This window comes from Burkholderia sp. BCC1208 (genome assembly GCF_902833095.1).
Lineage (GTDB): Bacteria > Pseudomonadota > Gammaproteobacteria > Burkholderiales > Burkholderiaceae > Burkholderia.
Window position 1 is genome coordinate 1 of the sequence record NZ_CADFDY010000021.1, and the last position, 19,311, is coordinate 19,311.

The following is a 19,311-nucleotide window of genomic DNA, read 5'->3' on the forward strand; positions in this document are numbered from 1 at the left end:
TCCAGCAGCTTGCGGAACATTTCAACGCCCGTGCAGGTCGTCTTCACCGTCGGCTTGATACCGACGATTTCGATTTCCTCGCCGACCTTCACGATGCCGCGCTCCACACGACCCGTCACCACCGTACCACGGCCCGAGATCGAGAACACGTCTTCCACCGGCATCAGGAACGCGCCGTCAACTGCACGCTCCGGCGTCGGGATGTACGTGTCCAGCGCGTCGGCCAGGCTCATGATCGCCACTTCGCCCAGCTCGCCCGTGTCGCCTTCCAGCGCCAGCTTCGCCGAACCCTTCACGATCGGCGTGTCGTCGCCCGGGAAGTCGTACTTCGACAGGAGCTCGCGAACTTCCATCTCGACCAGCTCGAGCAGTTCCGCGTCGTCCACCATGTCGCACTTGTTCAGGAACACGATGATGTACGGAACGCCAACCTGACGGGCCAGCAGGATGTGCTCGCGCGTTTGCGGCATCGGGCCGTCTGCTGCCGAGCAAACCAGGATCGCGCCGTCCATCTGCGCTGCGCCCGTGATCATGTTCTTCACATAGTCAGCGTGGCCCGGGCAGTCGACGTGAGCGTAGTGGCGGTTAGCCGTTTCGTACTCGACGTGTGCCGTGTTGATCGTGATGCCGCGCGCCTTTTCTTCCGGTGCCGCGTCGATCTGGTCGTACGCCTTCGCTTCGCCGCCGAACTTCTTCGTCAGAACCGTCGTGATCGCTGCCGTCAGCGTCGTCTTGCCGTGGTCAACGTGACCAATCGTACCAACGTTCACGTGCGGCTTGGTCCGCTCAAATTTACCTTTTGCCATGATTCTCTTCTTTCAAAAAATAATCGATTGGTAGCTACGAATTTACTTCGACTTCGCGCTGATGATCGCTTCGGCAACGTTGCGCGGAGCTTCAGCGTAGTGCTTGAACTCCATCGTGTACGTTGCACGACCTTGCGTCAGCGAGCGCAGCGACGTCGAGTAACCGAACATTTCCGACAGCGGCACTTCGGCGCGCACGATCTTGCCGCCGCCAACCATGTCTTCCATGCCCTGGACGATACCGCGACGGCCCGACAGGTCGCCCATCACGTTGCCCATGTAGTCTTCCGGCGTCTCGACTTCGACAGCCATCATCGGCTCGAGGACGACCGGGTTCGCCTTGCGCATCGCTTCCTTGAACGCCATCGAACCGGCCATGCGGAACGCGTTTTCGTTCGAGTCAACGTCGTGGTACGAACCGAACGTCAGGTGAACCTTCACGTCGACGACCGGGAAGCCAGCCAGCACGCCCGACTTCAGCGTGTCCTGGATACCCTTGTCGACCGCCGGGATGTATTCACGCGGAATCACACCACCCTTGATCTCGTCGAAGAACTCGTAGCCCTTGCCTTGTTCGTTCGGCTCGAGCGTGATGACCGCGTGACCGTACTGGCCGCGACCACCCGACTGCTTGACGAACTTGCCATCGACATCCTTCGCCGTCGAACGAATCGTTTCGCGATAAGCAACCTGCGGCTTGCCGACGGTGGCTTCCACGCCGAATTCACGCTTCATCCGGTCGACCAGAATTTCGAGGTGGAGCTCGCCCATGCCCGAAATGATGGTCTGGCCCGACTCTTCGTCGGTCTGCACGCGGAACGACGGGTCTTCCTGAGCCAGACGGTTCAGTGCGAGGCCCATCTTTTCCTGGTCAGCCTTGGTCTTCGGCTCGACCGCCTGCGAAATCACCGGCTCCGGGAACACCATGCGTTCGAGAACGATCGGGTTCGCCGGGTCGCACAGCGTGTCGCCCGTGGTTGCTTCCTTCAGGCCGACCGCGGCAGCGATGTCGCCTGCGCGGACTTCCTTGATTTCTTCACGCTGGTTCGCGTGCATCTGCAGAATACGGCCGAGGCGTTCCTTCTTGCCCTTGGTCGAGTTCAGCAGCGTGTCGCCCGAGTTGACGACGCCCGAGTACACACGGAAGAAGATCAGCTGGCCGACGAACGGGTCGGTCATGATCTTGAACGCGAGCGACGAGAACTTCTCTTCGTCCGATGCCTTGCGCTCTGCTGCTTCGCCGTTTTCGAGTTCGCCCTTGACCGGCGGAATGTCGACCGGCGACGGCAGGAAATCGATCACGGCGTCGAGCATACGCTGCACGCCCTTGTTCTTGAACGCGGTACCGCACAGCATCGGCTGGATTTCGCACGCGATCGTACGATCACGCAGCGCCTTGACGATGTCGGCTTCCGGCAGATCGCCTTCTTCCAGGTACTTGTTCATCAGGTCTTCGCTGGCTTCGGCAGCCACTTCGACCATCTTTTCGCGCCATTCCTTGCAGGTCTCCGCGAGCTCGGCCGGGATGTCGACGTAGTCGAACTTCGTGCCTTGCGACGCTTCGTCCCACACGATCGCCTTCATCTTGATCAGGTCGACGACGCCCTTGAAGTTTTCTTCCGCGCCGATCGGCACCACGACCGGAACCGGGTTTGCCTTCAGGCGCAGACGGAGCTGGTCGTAGACCTTGAAGAAGTTCGCGCCGGTACGGTCCATCTTGTTGACGAACGCAAGACGCGGCACCTTGTACTTGTTCGCCTGACGCCACACCGTTTCCGACTGCGGCTGCACGCCGCCCACTGCGCAGTACACCATGCACGCGCCGTCGAGCACGCGCATCGAACGCTCCACTTCGATCGTGAAGTCGACGTGCCCCGGGGTGTCGATGATGTTGATGCGGTGTTCCGGATAGTTGCCGCCCATGCCCTTCCAGAAGGCCGTGGTAGCAGCGGACGTGATCGTGATGCCACGTTCCTGTTCCTGCTCCATCCAGTCCATCGTGGCTGCGCCGTCGTGGACTTCACCGATCTTGTGGTTCACACCGGTGTAAAACAGAATGCGCTCGGTCGTCGTCGTTTTGCCGGCGTCGATGTGAGCGCTAATACCGATATTGCGGTAGCGCTCGATAGGAGTCTTGCGAGCCACTTTGATCCTCTACTGGGATGACGTGATGCAGCCCTGCCGCATCACGCCTCAACACAAACGGGCGAGGCGCCTGAAAAGCGCACCCGCCCGGAATTTATTTCCGCAAACAGCCCAGCCAGGCGCTTAGAAACGGAAATGCGAGAACGCGCGGTTGGCTTCTGCCATGCGGTGAACTTCGTCGCGCTTCTTCATCGCGCCGCCACGGCCTTCGGCCGCTTCGGAGAGTTCACCTGCCAGGCGCAGGGCCATCGACTTCTCGCTACGCTTCTTCGCAGCCTCACGCAGCCAGCGCATCGCCAATGCCATACGACGCGACGGGCGCACTTCGACCGGAACTTGATAGTTGGCACCACCAACGCGACGGCTCTTCACTTCGACCACCGGCTTCACGTTGTTGAGCGCAACCGTGAACACTTCCAGCGGGTCCTTGCCACCCTTGGTCTGGATCTGTTCGAATGCGCCATAAACGATGCGCTCTGCGACCGACTTCTTGCCGGACAGCATCAGCATGTTCATGAACTTGGCAACATCAACGTTACCGAACTTCGGATCCGGCAACACTTCCCGCTTGGGGACTTCGCGACGACGCGGCATGATTCTTCCTTTACTTGTTCAGTTGGAGCTGTAACCAGCTCCGCGGCCACCAACTAACCCGATCACATCTTCACGACTAACCAGCTCGGCCGGGTGACCACTTACTCGACAGCACCGGCAATCCGGCACTCCCGCCTTGACCGCCCTGCGGCGATCCCTGATCAAAAACTGCTTACTTGGCAGCCTTTGCACGCTTCGCGCCGTACTTCGAGCGCGCTTGCTTACGGTCCTTGACGCCCTGGGTATCCAGCGAGCCGCGAACCATGTGATAACGCACACCCGGCAAGTCCTTCACACGGCCGCCGCGGATCAGCACAACCGAGTGCTCCTGCAGGTTGTGGCCTTCACCACCGATGTACGAAATCACTTCGAAGCCGTTCGTCAGACGAACCTTGGCAACCTTACGGAGTGCCGAGTTAGGCTTCTTCGGCGTCGTCGTGTACACACGAGTGCACACGCCGCGACGCTGGGGGCAGTCCTGCAGGGCCGGGCTCTTGCTCTTCGTCGTTTCCGACTGACGGCCTTTGCGAACCAGTTGGTTGATGGTTGGCATTGTTTATTCCTGAAATTGAACAAAATCTGCACATCGATTTCGGGCAAAGCGAGAATCGACGCACAGTTGACTTCCGAACCGACGAGACGGACGCGAACCTTCGAACGCGATTCGGCCCACCGAATACCGGAACCCAACATAATATTCCGGAAATACTAACTAAGTCAACGGCTTGCGTGATTTGCGGGCCCACCGCGCGGTTTACAGAAGGGGGCGGAACACCTGTGTCAGGCCGATTCGACGACGTCGATGATCTCGTCGCCGAAGCGCTCGAGCTTGCGCACGCCCATGCCGGGGATGTGGCGCAGGTCGTCGATCGTCTCCGGCGCGTTGCGCGCGATTTCGGCGAGCGTCGCGTCGTGGAAAATCACGTAGGCCGGCACGCCGTCGGTCTTCGCGGTTTCCGCGCGCCATGCGCGCAGCGCATCCCATCGTGCACGCTCGCGGGCGCCCATGCCGGCTGTCGGATCGACGCGCGTGCCGCTGCGGCTCGACGAATGGCGGGTGCGTTGCGGCTTCACGTAGCGGCGCAGCGTGACCTTTTCCTCGTTCTTCAGCACGGGCTTCGCGGCCTCGGTCAGCATCAGCGCCCCGAAGCCGCCATGGTCGACGGCCAGGTAGCCGTACGCGACCAGCTGCCGGAAAATCGCGCGCCATTCGGGCTCGGACAGCGCCGCGCCGATTCCGAACGTGCTGAGCTGGTCGTGGCCGCGCTGCAACACCTTCTCGGTGCGCCCGCCGCGCAGGATCTCGATCAGGTGGCTGGAACCGAAATTGAAGCCGCTCGCGCGCTGCGCGCGGAACACGCACGACAGCGCCATCTGCGCCTCGCGCGTCGCGTCCCACGAATCGGGCGGCTCGAGGCACGTGTCGCAGTTGCCGCACGGCTGGCTCGCCTCGCCGAAGTAGTTCAGCAGCCGCACGCGGCGGCACGAGATCGTCTCGCACAAGCCGAGCAGCGCATCGAGCTTCGACGTCTGCACGCGCTTGTGCGCGTCGTCCGCATCGGACTCGTCGATCATCTTGCGCTGCTGGACGACGTCGCCGAGGCCATACGCCATCCACGCGTTCGCGGGCATCCCATCGCGGCCCGCGCGACCGGTTTCCTGGTAGTAGCCTTCGACGCTCTTCGGCAAATCGAGGTGCGCGACAAAACGCACGTCGGGCTTGTCGATGCCCATGCCGAACGCGATCGTCGCGCACATCACGATGCCTTCCTCGCGCTGGAACATTTCCTGGTGCTTCTGCCGCACCTCGAACTCCATTCCCGCGTGATACGGCAGCGCGCGCACGCCCTGCGCCTTCAGCCATTCGGCCGTTTCCTCGACCTTGCGGCGCGACAGGCAATAGACGACACCCGCGTCCGTCGTGCCGTCGGCATTCGTGTGCTCGGCGCGAATGAAATCGAGCAGCTGCGAGCGCGCGTTGTCCTTTTCGACGATCCGGTAGCGGATGTTCGGCCGGTCGAAGCTCGACACGAACACGCGTGCGTCGTCGAGCGCGAGACGATGAATGATCTCGTCGCGCGTGATCGCATCGGCCGTGGCGGTCAGCGCGATGCGCGGCACCGACGGGAAGCGCTCGTGCAGCACCGACAACTGGATGTATTCCGGGCGGAAATCGTGCCCCCATTGCGACACGCAGTGCGCTTCGTCGATCGCGAACAGGCCGATCTTCGCGCGCTCGATCAGCTCGAGGAAGCGTCCCGTCATCAACCGCTCCGGCGCGACGTACAGCAGGTCGATTTCGCCCTCGCGCAGCGCGCGCTCGGTGGCCGCGGCCTCGGCGCCCGACAGCGTCGAATTCAGGTAGGCCGCGCGCACGCCGACTTCGCTCAACGCGGCGACCTGGTCCTGCATCAGCGCGATCAGCGGCGACACGACGATGCCGGCGCCCTGCCCGGCCTCGCGGCGCAGCAGCGCGGGGATCTGGTAGCACAGCGACTTGCCGCCGCCGGTCGGCATCAGCACGAGACAATCGCCGCCGCCGGCGACGTGCTCGACGATCTCGCCCTGCTGGCCGCGAAAGGCGGAATAACCAAAGACTTCGTCGAGTATTTCGAGGGCGCGGGACATGAATGAGAACAGGGACGGCTAAGCGATGACCGCGATTTTAACAACCCGCTCGCGCGACGCGTGGCGAATCGCGCGATGTTGGCCGTTCGGTCAGGGTTCGTTCGCGTGCATCACGGGCCTGCAGCGCCCGTACCGGACGCGATCGCGAGGCATGCGCCGGCGGTGCGCAGGCACGTCATGCACGTGAACGAAGGATGAAAAAAAACCGCCCGGCAGAACCGGGCGGTTTCGGTGACAGCGATGATAGCAAGGTAAGGCGGCTTGCGCCGCCCCTCGCTTACTCGGCTGCCGGGTGTTGCGGCTCTTCCGCCGGCGCGCTCGGCGTGCCGAAGTCGAATGCCTCTTCCGCTGCGATCTGGTCGAAACGCTCGCGATCCGACGATTCCTTCGCCTTGCGTGCCTTGTGGAACGCGAGACCCGTACCGGCCGGAATCAGACGGCCGACGATCACGTTTTCCTTCAGGCCGCGCAGATCGTCGCGCTTGCCCATGATCGCCGCTTCGGTCAGCACGCGGGTCGTTTCCTGGAACGATGCCGCGGAGATGAACGAGTCGGTCGACAGCGAAGCCTTCGTGATACCGAGCAGCACGTTGTCGTACGAAGCCGGACGCTTGCCCTCGGCGATCATGCGATCGTTCTCGTCCAGCATGTCGGAACGCTCGACCTGTTCGCCCGGGATGAAGCGCGTATCGCCGTTGTCGGTGATCTGCACACGACGCAGCATCTGGCGAACGATCACCTCGATGTGCTTGTCGTTGATCTTCACGCCCTGCAGACGGTACACGTCCTGCACTTCGTCGACGATGTAGCGCGACAGCGCCTCGATACCCTGCAGACGCAGGATGTCGTGCGGATCGGCCGGACCGTCCACGATCATTTCGCCCTTGTTGACGACCTGGGCATCGTGAACCAGAACCTGCTTTTCCTTCGCGATCAGGAACTCGTGCTGGTTGCCCTCGAGATCCGTGATGACGAGACGCTGCTTGCCCTTCGTATCCTTACCGAACGACGTCGTACCGGTGACTTCCGCGAGAATGCCGGCATCCTTCGGCGAACGCGCTTCGAACAGTTCCGCCACCCGCGGCAGACCGCCGGTAATGTCACGCGTCTTCTGCGCTTCGGTCGGGATACGTGCGAGCACTTCACCGACCTGCACCTGCTGGCCATCCTTCACGGTGATCAGTGCGCCGACCTGGAAGCCGATCTGCACCGCGTGCTCCGTGCCCGGGATCTTCACTTCCTCGCCGTTCGCGTCGAGCAGCTTCACCTGCGGACGCACGCTCTTCGAAGCCTGCGAACCGCGGCGCTTCACGTCGATCACGACCAGCGTCGACAGGCCGGTCACGTCGTCGATCTGCTTCGCGACGGTCACGCCTTCCTCGACGTTCTCGAACTTCACCGTACCACCGTACTCGGTGATGATCGGACGCGTCAGCGGATCCCACGTGGCGAGCTGCGTGCCGGCCTTGATGGTGGCGCCGTCGAGCTGCAGCAGCGTCGCGCCGTACGGCACTTTGTGACGCTCGCGCTCGCGACCGAAGTCGTCGGTGATCATCGCTTCGCCCGAACGGGAAATGACGATCTGCTCGCCCTTCGCGTTCGTGACGTAGCGCATCGTCGCCGTGAAGCGGACGATACCGTTGCTCTTCGCTTCGACCGACGAAGCCACTGCCGCACGCGATGCCGCACCACCGATGTGGAACGTACGCATCGTCAGCTGCGTGCCCGGTTCGCCGATCGACTGCGCCGCGATCACGCCGACTGCTTCGCCGACGTTCACCAGCGAGCCGCGGCCGAGGTCGCGGCCATAGCAGGCCGCGCACAGGCCGTAACGCGTTTCGCAGGTCAGCGGCGTGCGCACGCGCACTTCGTCGATGCCGAGGCGTTCGATTTCCTCGACCGCCGTTTCGTCGAGCAGCGTGCCCGATTCGTACAGCGTTTCCTGCGTTTCCGGGTTCACGACGTCCGCCACCGCGACGCGGCCGAGGATACGGTCGCGCAGCGCTTCGACGACTTCACCGCCTTCGACGAGTGCCTTCATCGCCACGCCGTTCGACGTGCCGCAATCGTCTTCCACCACGACCAGATCCTGCGTGACGTCGACGAGACGACGCGTCAGGTAACCCGAGTTCGCGGTCTTCAGTGCCGTATCAGCCAGACCCTTACGTGCACCGTGGGTCGAGATGAAGTACTGCAACACGTTCAGACCTTCGCGGAAGTTCGCGGTAATCGGCGTCTCGATAATCGAGCCGTCCGGCTTCGCCATCAGGCCACGCATACCGGCCAGCTGACGAATCTGAACCGCCGAACCCCGGGCGCCCGAGTCGGCCATCATGTAGATCGAGTTGAACGACTCCTGGCGCGTCTCGTTGCCGTCGCGGTCCGTCACCGGCTCCGTCGACAGCTGCTCCATCATCGCCTTGCCGACCGCTTCCGACGTTGCCGACCAGATGTCGACCACGTTGTTGTAGCGTTCCTGCGCGGTGACGAGACCCGACATGTACTGGCGGTCGTACTCCTTCACCTTCTTCGCGGCGTCGCCGACGATCGTTTCCTTCTGCGGCGGCACGAGCATGTCGTCCACGCAGATCGAGATGCCGGCGCGCGTCGCGAGACGGAAACCCGACTGCATCAGCTGATCGGCGAACACCACCGTCGCGCGCAGACCGCACTTGCGGAACGCCGTGTTGATCAGGCGCGAGATTTCCTTCTTCTTCAGCGGCTTGTTCAGCACCGAGAACGGCAGGCCGTGCGGCAGGATCTCCGACAGGATCGCGCGACCGACGGTCGTCGCGTACAGCGAGATCTTCGGCACGAACTGCGGCGCGCCTTCCGACGTGTCTTCGTTGCGGACCATTTCGGTGATCCGGACGTTGACGCGCGAGGCCAGCTCGACTTCCTTGTTCTCGTACGCGCGGATGACTTCCGACACGCCCGTGAACGACAGGCCTTCGCCCTTGCCGTTGATCGCTTCGCGGGTCGCGTAGTACAGACCCAGCACGATATCCTGCGACGGCACGATCGACGGATCGCCGTTGGCCGGGAACAGCACGTTGTTCGACGCAAGCATCAGCGTGCGCGCTTCCATCTGCGCTTCGAGCGACAGCGGCACGTGAACGGCCATCTGGTCACCGTCGAAGTCGGCGTTGAACGCCGCGCAGACGAGCGGGTGCAGCTGGATTGCCTTGCCTTCGATCAGCACCGGCTCGAACGCCTGGATACCGAGACGGTGCAGCGTCGGCGCACGGTTCAGCATCACCGGGTGCTCGCGGATCACCTCTTCGAGGATGTCCCACACCACCGGCGTCTGGTTCTCGACTTCCTTCTTCGCAGCCTTGATGGTCGTGGCGACGCCCATCACTTCCAGCTTGTTGAAGATGAACGGCTTGAACAGCTCGAGCGCCATCAGCTTCGGCAGACCGCACTGGTGCAGCTTCAGCGTCGGGCCGACCACGATGACCGAACGGCCCGAGTAGTCGACGCGCTTGCCCAGCAGGTTCTGACGGAAACGGCCGCCCTTGCCCTTGATCATGTCGGCGAGCGACTTCAGCGGACGCTTGTTCGCGCCCGTCATCGCCTTGCCGCGACGACCGTTGTCGAGCAGCGAGTCGACGGCTTCCTGCAGCATCCGCTTTTCGTTGCGGACGATGATCTCAGGCGCCTTCAGCTCGAGCAGACGCTTCAACCGGTTGTTACGGTTGATCACGCGGCGATACAGGTCGTTCAGGTCCGACGTCGCGAAACGGCCGCCGTCCAGCGGCACGAGCGGACGCAGTTCCGGCGGCAGCACCGGCAGCACTTCGAGGATCATCCACTCGGGCTTGATGCCCGAGCGCTGGAATGCCTCGAGGACCTTCAGGCGCTTCGCGTACTTCTTGATCTTCGCTTCCGAGCCGGTGTTCTTCAGCTCGGTGCGCAGCGTCTCGACCTGCTCGTCGATGTTGATCGCGCGCAGCAGTTCACGCACGCCTTCCGCGCCCATTTCGGCACGGAATTCGTCGCCGTATTCCTCGACCTTGTTGTAGTAATCCTCTTCGGTCATGATCTGCCGCGCCTTCAGCGGCGTCATGCCCGGTTCGATCACCACATAGGCTTCGAAGTACAGCACGCGTTCGATGTCGCGCAGCGTCATGTCGAGCACCATGCCCAGACGCGACGGCAGCGACTTCAGGAACCAGATGTGCGCGACCGGCGAGGCCAGTTCGATGTGGCCCATGCGTTCGCGACGCACCTTCGCCAGCGTCACTTCGACGCCGCACTTCTCGCAGATCACGCCGCGGTGCTTCAGACGCTTGTACTTGCCGCACAGGCACTCGTAGTCCTTGATCGGCCCGAAGATCTTCGCGCAGAAGAGACCATCGCGTTCCGGCTTGAACGTACGGTAGTTGATGGTCTCCGGCTTCTTCACTTCGCCGAACGACCACGAACGGATCTTGTCGGGCGAGGCCAGACCGATCTTGATCGCGTCGAAAACTTCTTCCTGTTGGACTTGCTTGAATAGATCGAGCAGAGCTTTCATTGCTTTCTCTCCGTAGTCCGATTAATTGCGGTCGAGATCGATATCGATACCGAGCGAGCGGATTTCCTTCACGAGCACGTTGAAGGATTCCGGCATGCCTGCATCGATGACGTGGTCGCCCTTGACGAGGTTTTCGTACACCTTCGTCCGGCCGGTCACGTCGTCCGACTTCACCGTCAGCATTTCCTGCAGCACGTAGGACGCGCCGTACGCTTCGAGTGCCCACACTTCCATTTCACCGAAACGCTGGCCACCGAACTGCGCCTTACCACCCAGCGGCTGCTGCGTGACGAGCGAGTACGGGCCGGTCGAACGCGCGTGCATCTTGTCGTCGACCAAGTGGTGCAGCTTCAGGTAGTGCATGTAGCCGAGCGTCACGCGACGTTCGAACATTTCACCCGTGCGGCCGTCGTACAGGCGGACCTGGTTCTTCGACGGGTTCATGCCGAGCTGTTCGGCGATGTCGTCCGGGAACGCGAGGTTGAGCATCTTGCCCATTTCTTCCTCGGTCGCACCGTCGAACACCGGCGTTGCGAACGGCACGCCTTCGCGCAGGTTCTTCGCGAGTTCGAGGATCTCGTCGTCGGTGAAGCTTTCCAGATCTTCCTGGCGGCCCGACTCGTTGTAGATCTTCGTCAGGAACACGCGCAGTTCCTCGATCTTCGCCTGACGCTGCAGCATTTCGCCGATACGCCAGCCGAGGCCCTTCGCGGCCCAGCCGAGGTGGACTTCCAGAACCTGACCCACGTTCATCCGCGACGGCACGCCGAGCGGGTTCAGCACGACGTCTGCCGGACGGCCATCGGCCATGTACGGCATGTCTTCGATCGGGACGATCTTCGACACGACACCCTTGTTACCGTGACGGCCCGCCATCTTGTCGCCAGGCTGCAGACGGCGCTTCACCGCGAGGTACACCTTGACCATCTTCAGCACGCCCGGCGGCAGTTCGTCGCCTTGCGTGAGCTTCTTGCGCTTCTCTTCGAACGCGAGGTCGAACTGGTGACGCTTTTCCTCGATCGAGTTCTTGATCGCTTCGAGCTGCGCCGCTGCTTCGTCGTCCGCGAGGCGGATGTCGAACCAGTGGTAGTGGTCGAGGTCTTCCAGGTAAGCCTGGTCGATCTTCGTGCCCTTCGCGAGCTTCTTCGGACCGCCGTTCGCGACCTTGCCCACGAGCATGCGCGCCAGACGCTGGAACGCGTCGCCTTCCACGATGCGCAGCTGGTCGTTCAGGTCGAGACGGTAACGCTTCAGTTCGTCGTCGATGATCTGTTGCGCACGCTTGTCGCGCTGGATGCCTTCACGCGTGAACACCTGGACGTCGATCACGGTACCGCTCATGCCCGACGGCACGCGCAGCGACGTGTCCTTCACGTCCGAAGCCTTCTCGCCGAAGATCGCGCGCAGCAGCTTCTCTTCCGGCGTCAGCTGGGTCTCGCCCTTCGGCGTGACCTTGCCGACCAGCACGTCGCCTGCTTCGACTTCGGCACCGATGTACACGATGCCCGATTCGTCGAGACGGCCGAGCTGGACTTCCGCCAGGTTCGAGATGTCGCGCGTGATTTCTTCCGGCCCGAGCTTCGTGTCGCGTGCAACGACGTTCAGCTCTTCGATGTGGATCGACGTGTAGCGATCGTCCGCGACCACCTTCTCCGAGATCAGGATCGAATCCTCGAAGTTGTAGCCGTTCCACGGCATGAACGCGATCAGCATGTTCTGGCCGAGCGCGAGCTCGCCCAGGTCCGTCGAGGCGCCGTCGGCCAGCACGTCGCCACGCGAGACCTTGTCGCCCATCTTCACGATCGGACGCTGGTTGATGTTCGTGTTCTGGTTCGAACGCGTGTACTTGATCAGGTTGTAGATGTCGACACCGACTTCACCCGCGACCGCTTCGTCGTCGTTCACGCGAATCACGATACGGCCTGCGTCGACATAGTCGACGACGCCGCCGCGGAACGCCTGGACCGTCGTACCCGAGTCGACCGCGCAGGTGCGCTCGATGCCCGTCCCGACGACCGGCTTTTCCGGACGCAGACACGGCACGGCCTGACGCTGCATGTTCGAACCCATCAGTGCACGGTTCGCGTCATCGTGTTCGAGGAACGGAATCAGCGATGCTGCCACCGACACGATCTGCGACGGCGCGACGTCCATGTACTGGATACGATCCGGCGTGACCATCATCGTTTCGCCGGCTTCGCGCGACGACACGAGTTCGTCGATCAGCTGGCCGTTCTCGTCGATCGCGGCGTTCGCCTGAGCGATCATGTAGCGGCCTTCCTCGATCGCCGACAGGTAGTCGATCTGGTCGGTCACCTTGCTGTCCACGACCTTGCGGTACGGCGTCTCGAGGAAGCCGTATTCGTTCAGGTGCGCGTACAGTGCGAGCGAGTTGATCAGGCCGATGTTCGGACCTTCCGGCGTTTCGATCGGGCACACGCGGCCGTAGTGGGTCGGGTGCACGTCGCGGACTTCGAAGCCTGCGCGCTCGCGCGTCAGACCGCCCGGGCCCAGTGCGGAAACACGGCGCTTGTGCGTGATTTCCGACAGCGGGTTGGTCTGGTCCATGAACTGCGACAGCTGCGACGAACCGAAGAACTCGCGAATCGCCGACGAAATCGGCTTCGAGTTGATCAGGTCGTGCGGCATCAGGTTTTCGCTTTCGGCCTGGCCGAGGCGTTCCTTGACCGCGCGCTCGACACGCACGAGACCCGCGCGGAACTGGTTTTCCGCCAGTTCGCCGACGCAACGCACGCGACGGTTGCCGAGGTGGTCAATGTCGTCCACTTCGCCCTTGCCGTTGCGCAGCTCGACGAGGATCTTGATCGTCGCGAGGATGTCGTCGTCCTGCAGCGTCATCGGGCCGACGATCTCGTCACGGCCGACGCGGCGATTGAACTTCATGCGGCCGACCTTCGACAGGTCGTACGCTTCTTCGCTGTAGAACAGGCGGTTGAACAGGGCCTCGACCGCTTCCTCGGTCGGCGGCTCGCCCGGGCGCATCATGCGGTAGATCGCAATGCGCGCGGCCGTCCTGTCGGTCGTTTCGTCGACACGCAGCGTCGACGAGATGTACGGACCTTGATCCAGATCGTTCGTGTAGAGCGTCTGGATGTCCTTGATACCCGCTTCGCGCAGCTTCTCGAGCACGCTTTCCGTGACTTCGTCGTTCGCGCTCGCGATCACTTCGCCGGTGTCGCCGTCGACGACGTTCTTCGCCAGCACGCGGCCGAGCAGATAGTCTTCCGGCACCGAGATGAACTTGGTCTTCGCGGCTTCGAGGTCGCGAATGTGCTTCGCGTTGATCCGCTTGTCCTTCTGGACGATGACCTTGCCGTCGCGATCCGTGATGTCGAAACGCGCGACTTCACCGCGCAGGCGCTCGGGCACGAACTCGAGTTGCGCGCCTTCGTCCATCAGCGTGAAGTTGTCGAACACGAAGAAGTTCGCGAGGATCTGTTCCGGCGTCAGACCGATGGCCTTCAGCAGGATCGTGACCGGCATCTTGCGGCGACGGTCGACGCGGAAGTACAGGATGTCCTTCGGATCGAATTCGAAGTCGAGCCACGAGCCGCGGTACGGAATGATCCGTGCCGAGAACAGCAGCTTGCCCGAGCTGTGCGTCTTGCCCTTGTCGTGTTCGAAGAACACGCCCGGCGAACGGTGCAGCTGCGAGACGATGACACGCTCGGTGCCGTTGATGACGAACGAGCCCGTCGGCGTCATGAGCGGAATTTCGCCCATGTACACTTCCTGCTCCTTCACTTCCTTGACGACCGGCTTGTTCGGCGATTCCTTGTCGAGGATGACGAGGCGGACCTTCGCGCGCAGCGCGGAGCAGTACGTCAGGCCACGCTGCTGGCATTCCTTGATGTTGAATGCCGGCGAGGACAGCGCATAGCTCACGAACTCGAGGCGCGCGAAACCGTTGTGCGAAACAATGGGAAATACCGATGTGAACGCGGCCTGCAAACCTTCAGGCTTGCGTTGTGTCGCCGGCACATCGGCTTGCAGAAACGTGCTGAATGATTCAAGCTGAGTAGCCAGCAAGAACGGAACTTGGTGAACGATGGGGCGCTTCGCGAAACTCTTGCGAATGCGCTTCTTCTCGGTGAAGGAATATTGCATACGATCTCCGAATCACGGCGGGTGCTATCGAGGCGGAATACCTGGACGTTTCAAACCCGAGTGTTCACCGACTGAGACCCGATGGCCGTTCGACGGCTTGAACGAGCCGAGAAGCTTGGTGGTTGGCCGCTACCAACCGCTGGCTGACGGCAGCGGATGCCTATGTTGCCCGCTACCCGACCAAACTTGCCTTCTGCAGTCGCTTCAGAAGACAAAGAGAACCGCCAATCGTAAGTGATTCATCACAACGATCAGGCGGTTTTCTTTGGCTTCTGGGGCCGATTATTCGGGCTCCCGAATGAGTGCCAGAATAACGTCCCCACAAAGCACAAAAAGGCCGGCGGTGAAAATACCGCCAGCCTTCGCACAGCGCGCCGAAACTTACTTGACTTCGACCTTCGCGCCAGCTTCTTCCAGCTTCTTCTTGGCTTCTTCAGCAGCAGCCTTGTCGACGCCTTCCTTGACAGCCTTCGGTGCACCGTCAACCAGGTCCTTCGCTTCCTTCAGGCCCAGGCCCGTCAGTTCGCGAACGGCCTTGATGACCGAAACCTTGTTGGCGCCGGCTTCAGCCAGGACGACCGTGAATTCGGTCTTCTCTTCTGCTGCAGCAGCTGCGCCGCCGCCTGCCGGGCCAGCGACTGCCACTGCAGCTGCCGACACGCCAAACTTCTCTTCGAACGCCTTGACCAGTTCGTTCAGTTCCAGAACGGTCATCCCTTCGACTGCTGCCAGGATGTCTTCTTTTGCGATTGCCATTTGAAATACTCCTAAATTGAATTCGGATACAGCCAGCGATCAGTAGCGCTGATGCACGTTCGCTTACGCAGCTTCCGCTTGCTTCTTCTCGGCCAGCGCGGCGAGAGCACGCGCGAAGCCCGAAACAGGCGATTGCATAACGAACAGCAGCTTCGAGAGCAGTTCTTCGCGGCTCGGGATGCTTGCCAGCGCTTGCACGCCAGCCTTGTCCATCACCTTGCCATCGAACGAACCAGCCTTGATGACCAACTTTTCATTGCTCTTGCTGAAGTCGTTGACGACCTTAGCAGCAGCAATTGCATCTTCCGAGATGCCGTAGATCAGCGGACCAGTCATCTGCTCTGCCAGCGGAGCAAAAGGCGTACCTTCGACAGCGCGACGCGCCAGCGTGTTCTTCAACACGCGCAGGTAAACCTGTTGCTCACGCGCTTTCGCGCGCAGCTTGGTCAGATCGCCAACCGCAATTCCACGATACTCAGCCAGCACAACGGTCTGGGCCTTCGCGACTTGCGCGGAAACCTCAGCGACGACGGCTTGCTTGTCTTCTCTATTAAGCGGCACGGTTAGCCTCCAGAAACGATACGTTGGGCACGAAACCTCACGTACCTCGTTCAACAACGGCGTCCGACCTCGTTAGGAGTATTTCCACCTCACGCCGCGAATCGCTTCGCGGCCTGCGGCTTCACCACTGCAAAACTTTTTCGGGTTCGCCATCTGCGTTGGCTTGAATTAAGGGATCACCTGACTGCTGCGCCCCACCAACGGTCTTTGATAACCGGTTGTCCGCCCTGTTGCACGAACAACCGCCCAAAGCCCATGTAGGCCGCTTCGCGAACGAAGCGGCCCGAATACTTGCTTACTGTGCTGCCAGCGTAGCCTGGTCGACACGCACGCCGACGCCCATCGTGCTCGACAGTGCGATCTTGCGCAGGTACACGCCCTTGCTCGTTGCCGGCTTTGCCTTCTGCAGCGCTTCGATCAGCGCCGACAGGTTCGAACGCAGCGCGGTCGGCTCGAACGATGCACGGCCGATGGTCGCGTGGATGATACCGGCCTTGTCGACACGGAATTGCACCTGACCAGCCTTTGCGTTCTTGACGGCGGTTGCGACGTCCGGCGTGACCGTACCGACCTTCGGGTTCGGCATCAGGCCGCGCGGGCCAAGGATCTGGCCGAGCGTACCGACGATACGCATCGTGTCCGGCGAAGCGATCACGATGTCGAAGTCCATCTGGCCAGCCTTGATCTGCTCGGCCAGGTCTTCCATACCGACGATTTCCGCGCCTGCTGCACGAGCCTGCTCGGCCTTTTCGCCTTGCGCGAACACGGCAACGCGAACCGACTTGCCCGTACCTGCCGGCAGAACGACCGAACCACGAACGACCTGGTCCGACTTCTTCGCATCGATGCCGAGCTGGACTGCGACGTCGATCGACTCGTCGAACTTCGCGCTCGCGCATTCCTTCACGAGGCTCAGTGCGTCTTCGATCGCGTACAGCTTCTGACGGTCGACCTTGGCGGCAAATGCCTGACGGCGCTTGGAGATCTTAGCCATTTACACGCCCTCCACAGTGATACCCATCGAGCGTGCGCTACCAGCGATGGTGCGAACGGCTGCGTCCAGATCAGCTGCCGTAAGGTCCGGCATCTTGGTCTTCGCGATTTCTTCGGCTTGAGCGCGCGTGATCGAACCGACCTTGTCGGTGTGCGGCTTGCTCGAGCCCTTGTCCACCTTCGCCGCCTTCTTGATCAGGACGGTCGCCGGCGGCGTCTTCATCACGAACGTGAAGCTCTTGTCAGCGAATGCCGTGATGACCACCGGCACCGGCAGACCCGGCTCCATGCCTTGAGTCTGCGCGTTGAACGCCTTGCAGAACTCCATGATGTTCAGGCCGCGCTGGCCCAGTGCCGGACCGACCGGCGGCGACGGGTTGGCTTTACCTGCAGGGATCTGCAGCTTGATAAAGCCGATAATCTTCTTTGCCATTTCAAACCTCATTGGAACGCCGGAGAAGGCGTTCGGTGAGTGATAACGCGCTTTCGCCGCTGGCTACTGACGCTCCTCAACGGCCATGACGCGGGCCGTAAGCGCGAAGGTGGGCAGCCGAGGCTGCCCACCGAATCGGGATCAAACTTTTTCGACCTGACCGAATTCGAGTTCGACCGGGGTGGAGCGGCCAAAAATGGTGACCGACACACGCACGCGCGATTTCTCGTAGTTGACTTCTTCGACGGTGCCGTTGAAGTCCGTGAACGGGCCTTCCTTGACACGCACCATTTCGCCGACTTCGAACAGGGTCTTCGGGCGCGGTTTTTCGACGCCTTCCTGCATCTGCGACATGATCTTCTCGACTTCCTTCGGGGAAATCGGGGTCGGGCGGTTACGCGCACCGCCGACGAAACCGGTGACCTTCGCGGTGTTCTTCACGAGGTGCCACGTTTCGTCCGTCATTTCCATTTCCACCAGCACGTAGCCGGGGAAGAAACGACGCTCGGTCACAGCCTTGTGGCCGCCTTTGACTTCGACCACTTCTTCGGTCGGGACCAGGATCTGACCGAATTTATCCTGCATGCCAGCACGTTCGATGCGCTCCTGAAGCGCACGTTGCACGCTCTTCTCCATACCGGAGTAGGCGTGCACGACGTACCAACGTTTTCCGCTCGGGGATGCCGGAGTATCGCTCATATCATTTCCAACCCAGAATCGCCGAGAAAATCACCCATTCGATCGATTTGTCACTCAACCAGAGGAAAATCGCCATCACGAGCACGAAACCGAACACGACGAGTGTGGTTTGCGTTGCCTCCTTGCGGGTGGGCCATACGACCTTCCGGACTTCCTTGTACGAATCCTTGGCAAACGCGATGAGACTCTTGCCAGGGGCGGACATCAGCCCGACGGCCACGCCGGCGATGATACCTACCGCCAACGCGGCACCGCGGACATACCACTGCTGATTGGCCAGCCAGAAGAAGCCCACGAATCCGGCCAAGACCAACAATACGCCCAGGGCCAGCATCAGCTTATCGCCGGAGGTATTTACAGTTTCGACGGATGGATTCGCCATAACACCTTAAAACAAATGCCACGTAGGATACGTGGCGATTTTTTGGCAGGGGCAGAGGGAATCGAACCCCCAACCTTCGGTTTTGGAGACCGACGCTCTGCCAGTTGAGCTATACCCCTAAACCATGCTGGGGCCGGCTGCTGCCAGCCCCAAAACTGTCGATCAACGAATAACTGGCTTACTCGATGATCTTGGCGACGACGCCGGCGCCGACGGTACGGCCGCCTTCGCGAATCGCGAAGCGCAGACCTTCTTCCATCGCGATCGGAGCGATCAGCTTCACCGTGATCGACACGTTGTCGCCCGGCATCACCATTTCCTTGTCCTTCGGCAGCTCGATCGAGCCCGTCACGTCCGTCGTACGGAAGTAGAACTGCGGACGGTAGTTGTTGAAGAACGGCGTGTGACGGCCGCCTTCGTCCTTGCTCAGCACGTACACTTCAGCCGTGAAGTGCGTGTGCGGCGTAATCGAACCCGGCTTCGCCAGAACCTGGCCGCGCTCCACGTCTTCACGCTTCGTGCCGCGCAGCAGGATACCCACGTTGTCGCCTGCCTGACCCTGGTCCAGCAGCTTGCGGAACATTTCAACGCCCGTGCAGGTCGTCTTCACCGTCGGCTTGATACCGACGATTTCGATTTCCTCGCCGACCTTCACGATGCCGCGCTC

The 19,311-nt window shown here is 61.6% G+C and carries 14 protein-coding genes and 1 tRNA gene; all 15 read right to left on the bottom strand.

From position 1 onward, the window contains the following. Window positions 1-806, bottom strand: an 806-nt coding sequence (locus HWX09_RS33195; protein WP_175888624.1) for an elongation factor Tu, incomplete at its 3' end; no start/stop codon positions are given. Between the two features lie 42 nt (window positions 807-848). Continuing rightward, window positions 849-2,951, bottom strand: a complete 2,103-nt coding sequence (gene fusA / locus HWX09_RS33200; RefSeq protein ID WP_027783303.1) for an elongation factor G — start codon at window positions 2,949-2,951, stop codon at window positions 849-851. Between the two features lie 123 nt (window positions 2,952-3,074). Beyond that, window positions 3,075-3,545 carry a 30S ribosomal protein S7 gene (rpsG, locus tag HWX09_RS33205; protein WP_006477195.1) on the bottom strand — a complete coding sequence of 157 codons (471 nt, stop codon included), beginning with the start codon at window positions 3,543-3,545 and terminating at the stop codon, window positions 3,075-3,077. A 172-nt stretch (window positions 3,546-3,717) separates the two neighbouring features. Next, window positions 3,718-4,098, bottom strand: coding sequence for a 30S ribosomal protein S12 (gene rpsL / locus HWX09_RS33210; protein ID WP_006400662.1), 381 nt, complete (start codon window positions 4,096-4,098; stop codon window positions 3,718-3,720). A gap of 227 nt (window positions 4,099-4,325) precedes the next feature. After that, the gene (gene recQ / locus HWX09_RS33215) at window positions 4,326-6,173 is read right to left on the bottom strand and encodes a DNA helicase RecQ (protein ID WP_027783302.1); all 1,848 of its coding nucleotides are present in this window, start codon (window positions 6,171-6,173) and stop codon (window positions 4,326-4,328) included. Window positions 6,174-6,450: 277 nt separating this feature from the next. Continuing rightward, on the bottom strand, window positions 6,451-10,692 hold the full coding sequence (gene rpoC, locus HWX09_RS33220) for a DNA-directed RNA polymerase subunit beta' (RefSeq protein ID WP_027783301.1): 4,242 nt from the start codon (window positions 10,690-10,692) through the stop codon (window positions 6,451-6,453). Window positions 10,693-10,713: 21 nt separating this feature from the next. Then, the gene (gene rpoB / locus HWX09_RS33225) at window positions 10,714-14,820 is read right to left on the bottom strand and encodes a DNA-directed RNA polymerase subunit beta (RefSeq protein ID WP_027783300.1); all 4,107 of its coding nucleotides are present in this window, start codon (window positions 14,818-14,820) and stop codon (window positions 10,714-10,716) included. Window positions 14,821-15,201: 381 nt separating this feature from the next. Next, on the bottom strand, window positions 15,202-15,576 hold the full coding sequence (gene rplL / locus HWX09_RS33230; protein ID WP_027783299.1) for a 50S ribosomal protein L7/L12: 375 nt from the start codon (window positions 15,574-15,576) through the stop codon (window positions 15,202-15,204). Between the two features lie 63 nt (window positions 15,577-15,639). Then, the gene (rplJ, locus tag HWX09_RS33235; protein ID WP_011546647.1) at window positions 15,640-16,137 is read right to left on the bottom strand and encodes a 50S ribosomal protein L10; all 498 of its coding nucleotides are present in this window, start codon (window positions 16,135-16,137) and stop codon (window positions 15,640-15,642) included. A gap of 295 nt (window positions 16,138-16,432) precedes the next feature. After that, a complete protein-coding gene (gene rplA, locus HWX09_RS33240; RefSeq protein WP_006482906.1) occupies window positions 16,433-17,131 on the bottom strand; it encodes a 50S ribosomal protein L1 in 699 nt (232 codons plus the stop codon). Then, entirely contained in the window at window positions 17,132-17,563 is a 432-nt protein-coding gene (gene rplK / locus HWX09_RS33245) for a 50S ribosomal protein L11 (RefSeq protein ID WP_006477201.1), read from the bottom strand. 141 nt (window positions 17,564-17,704) lie between these two features. Then, window positions 17,705-18,262 (bottom strand): transcription termination/antitermination protein NusG, encoded by a 558-nt coding sequence (nusG, locus tag HWX09_RS33250; RefSeq protein ID WP_006400672.1) that lies wholly within the window; start codon window positions 18,260-18,262, stop codon window positions 17,705-17,707. Window position 18,263: 1 nt separating this feature from the next. Then, window positions 18,264-18,644: a preprotein translocase subunit SecE gene (secE, locus tag HWX09_RS33255; protein WP_006482892.1), complete on the bottom strand. Its 381-nt coding sequence runs from the start codon at window positions 18,642-18,644 to the stop codon at window positions 18,264-18,266. Between the two features lie 43 nt (window positions 18,645-18,687). Next, window positions 18,688-18,763: transfer RNA gene (locus HWX09_RS33260), tRNA-Trp, on the bottom strand. Window positions 18,764-18,822: 59 nt separating this feature from the next. Further along, the coding region (locus HWX09_RS33265; RefSeq protein WP_244135821.1) for an EF-Tu/IF-2/RF-3 family GTPase at window positions 18,823-19,311 on the bottom strand (489 nt) is incomplete at its 5' end.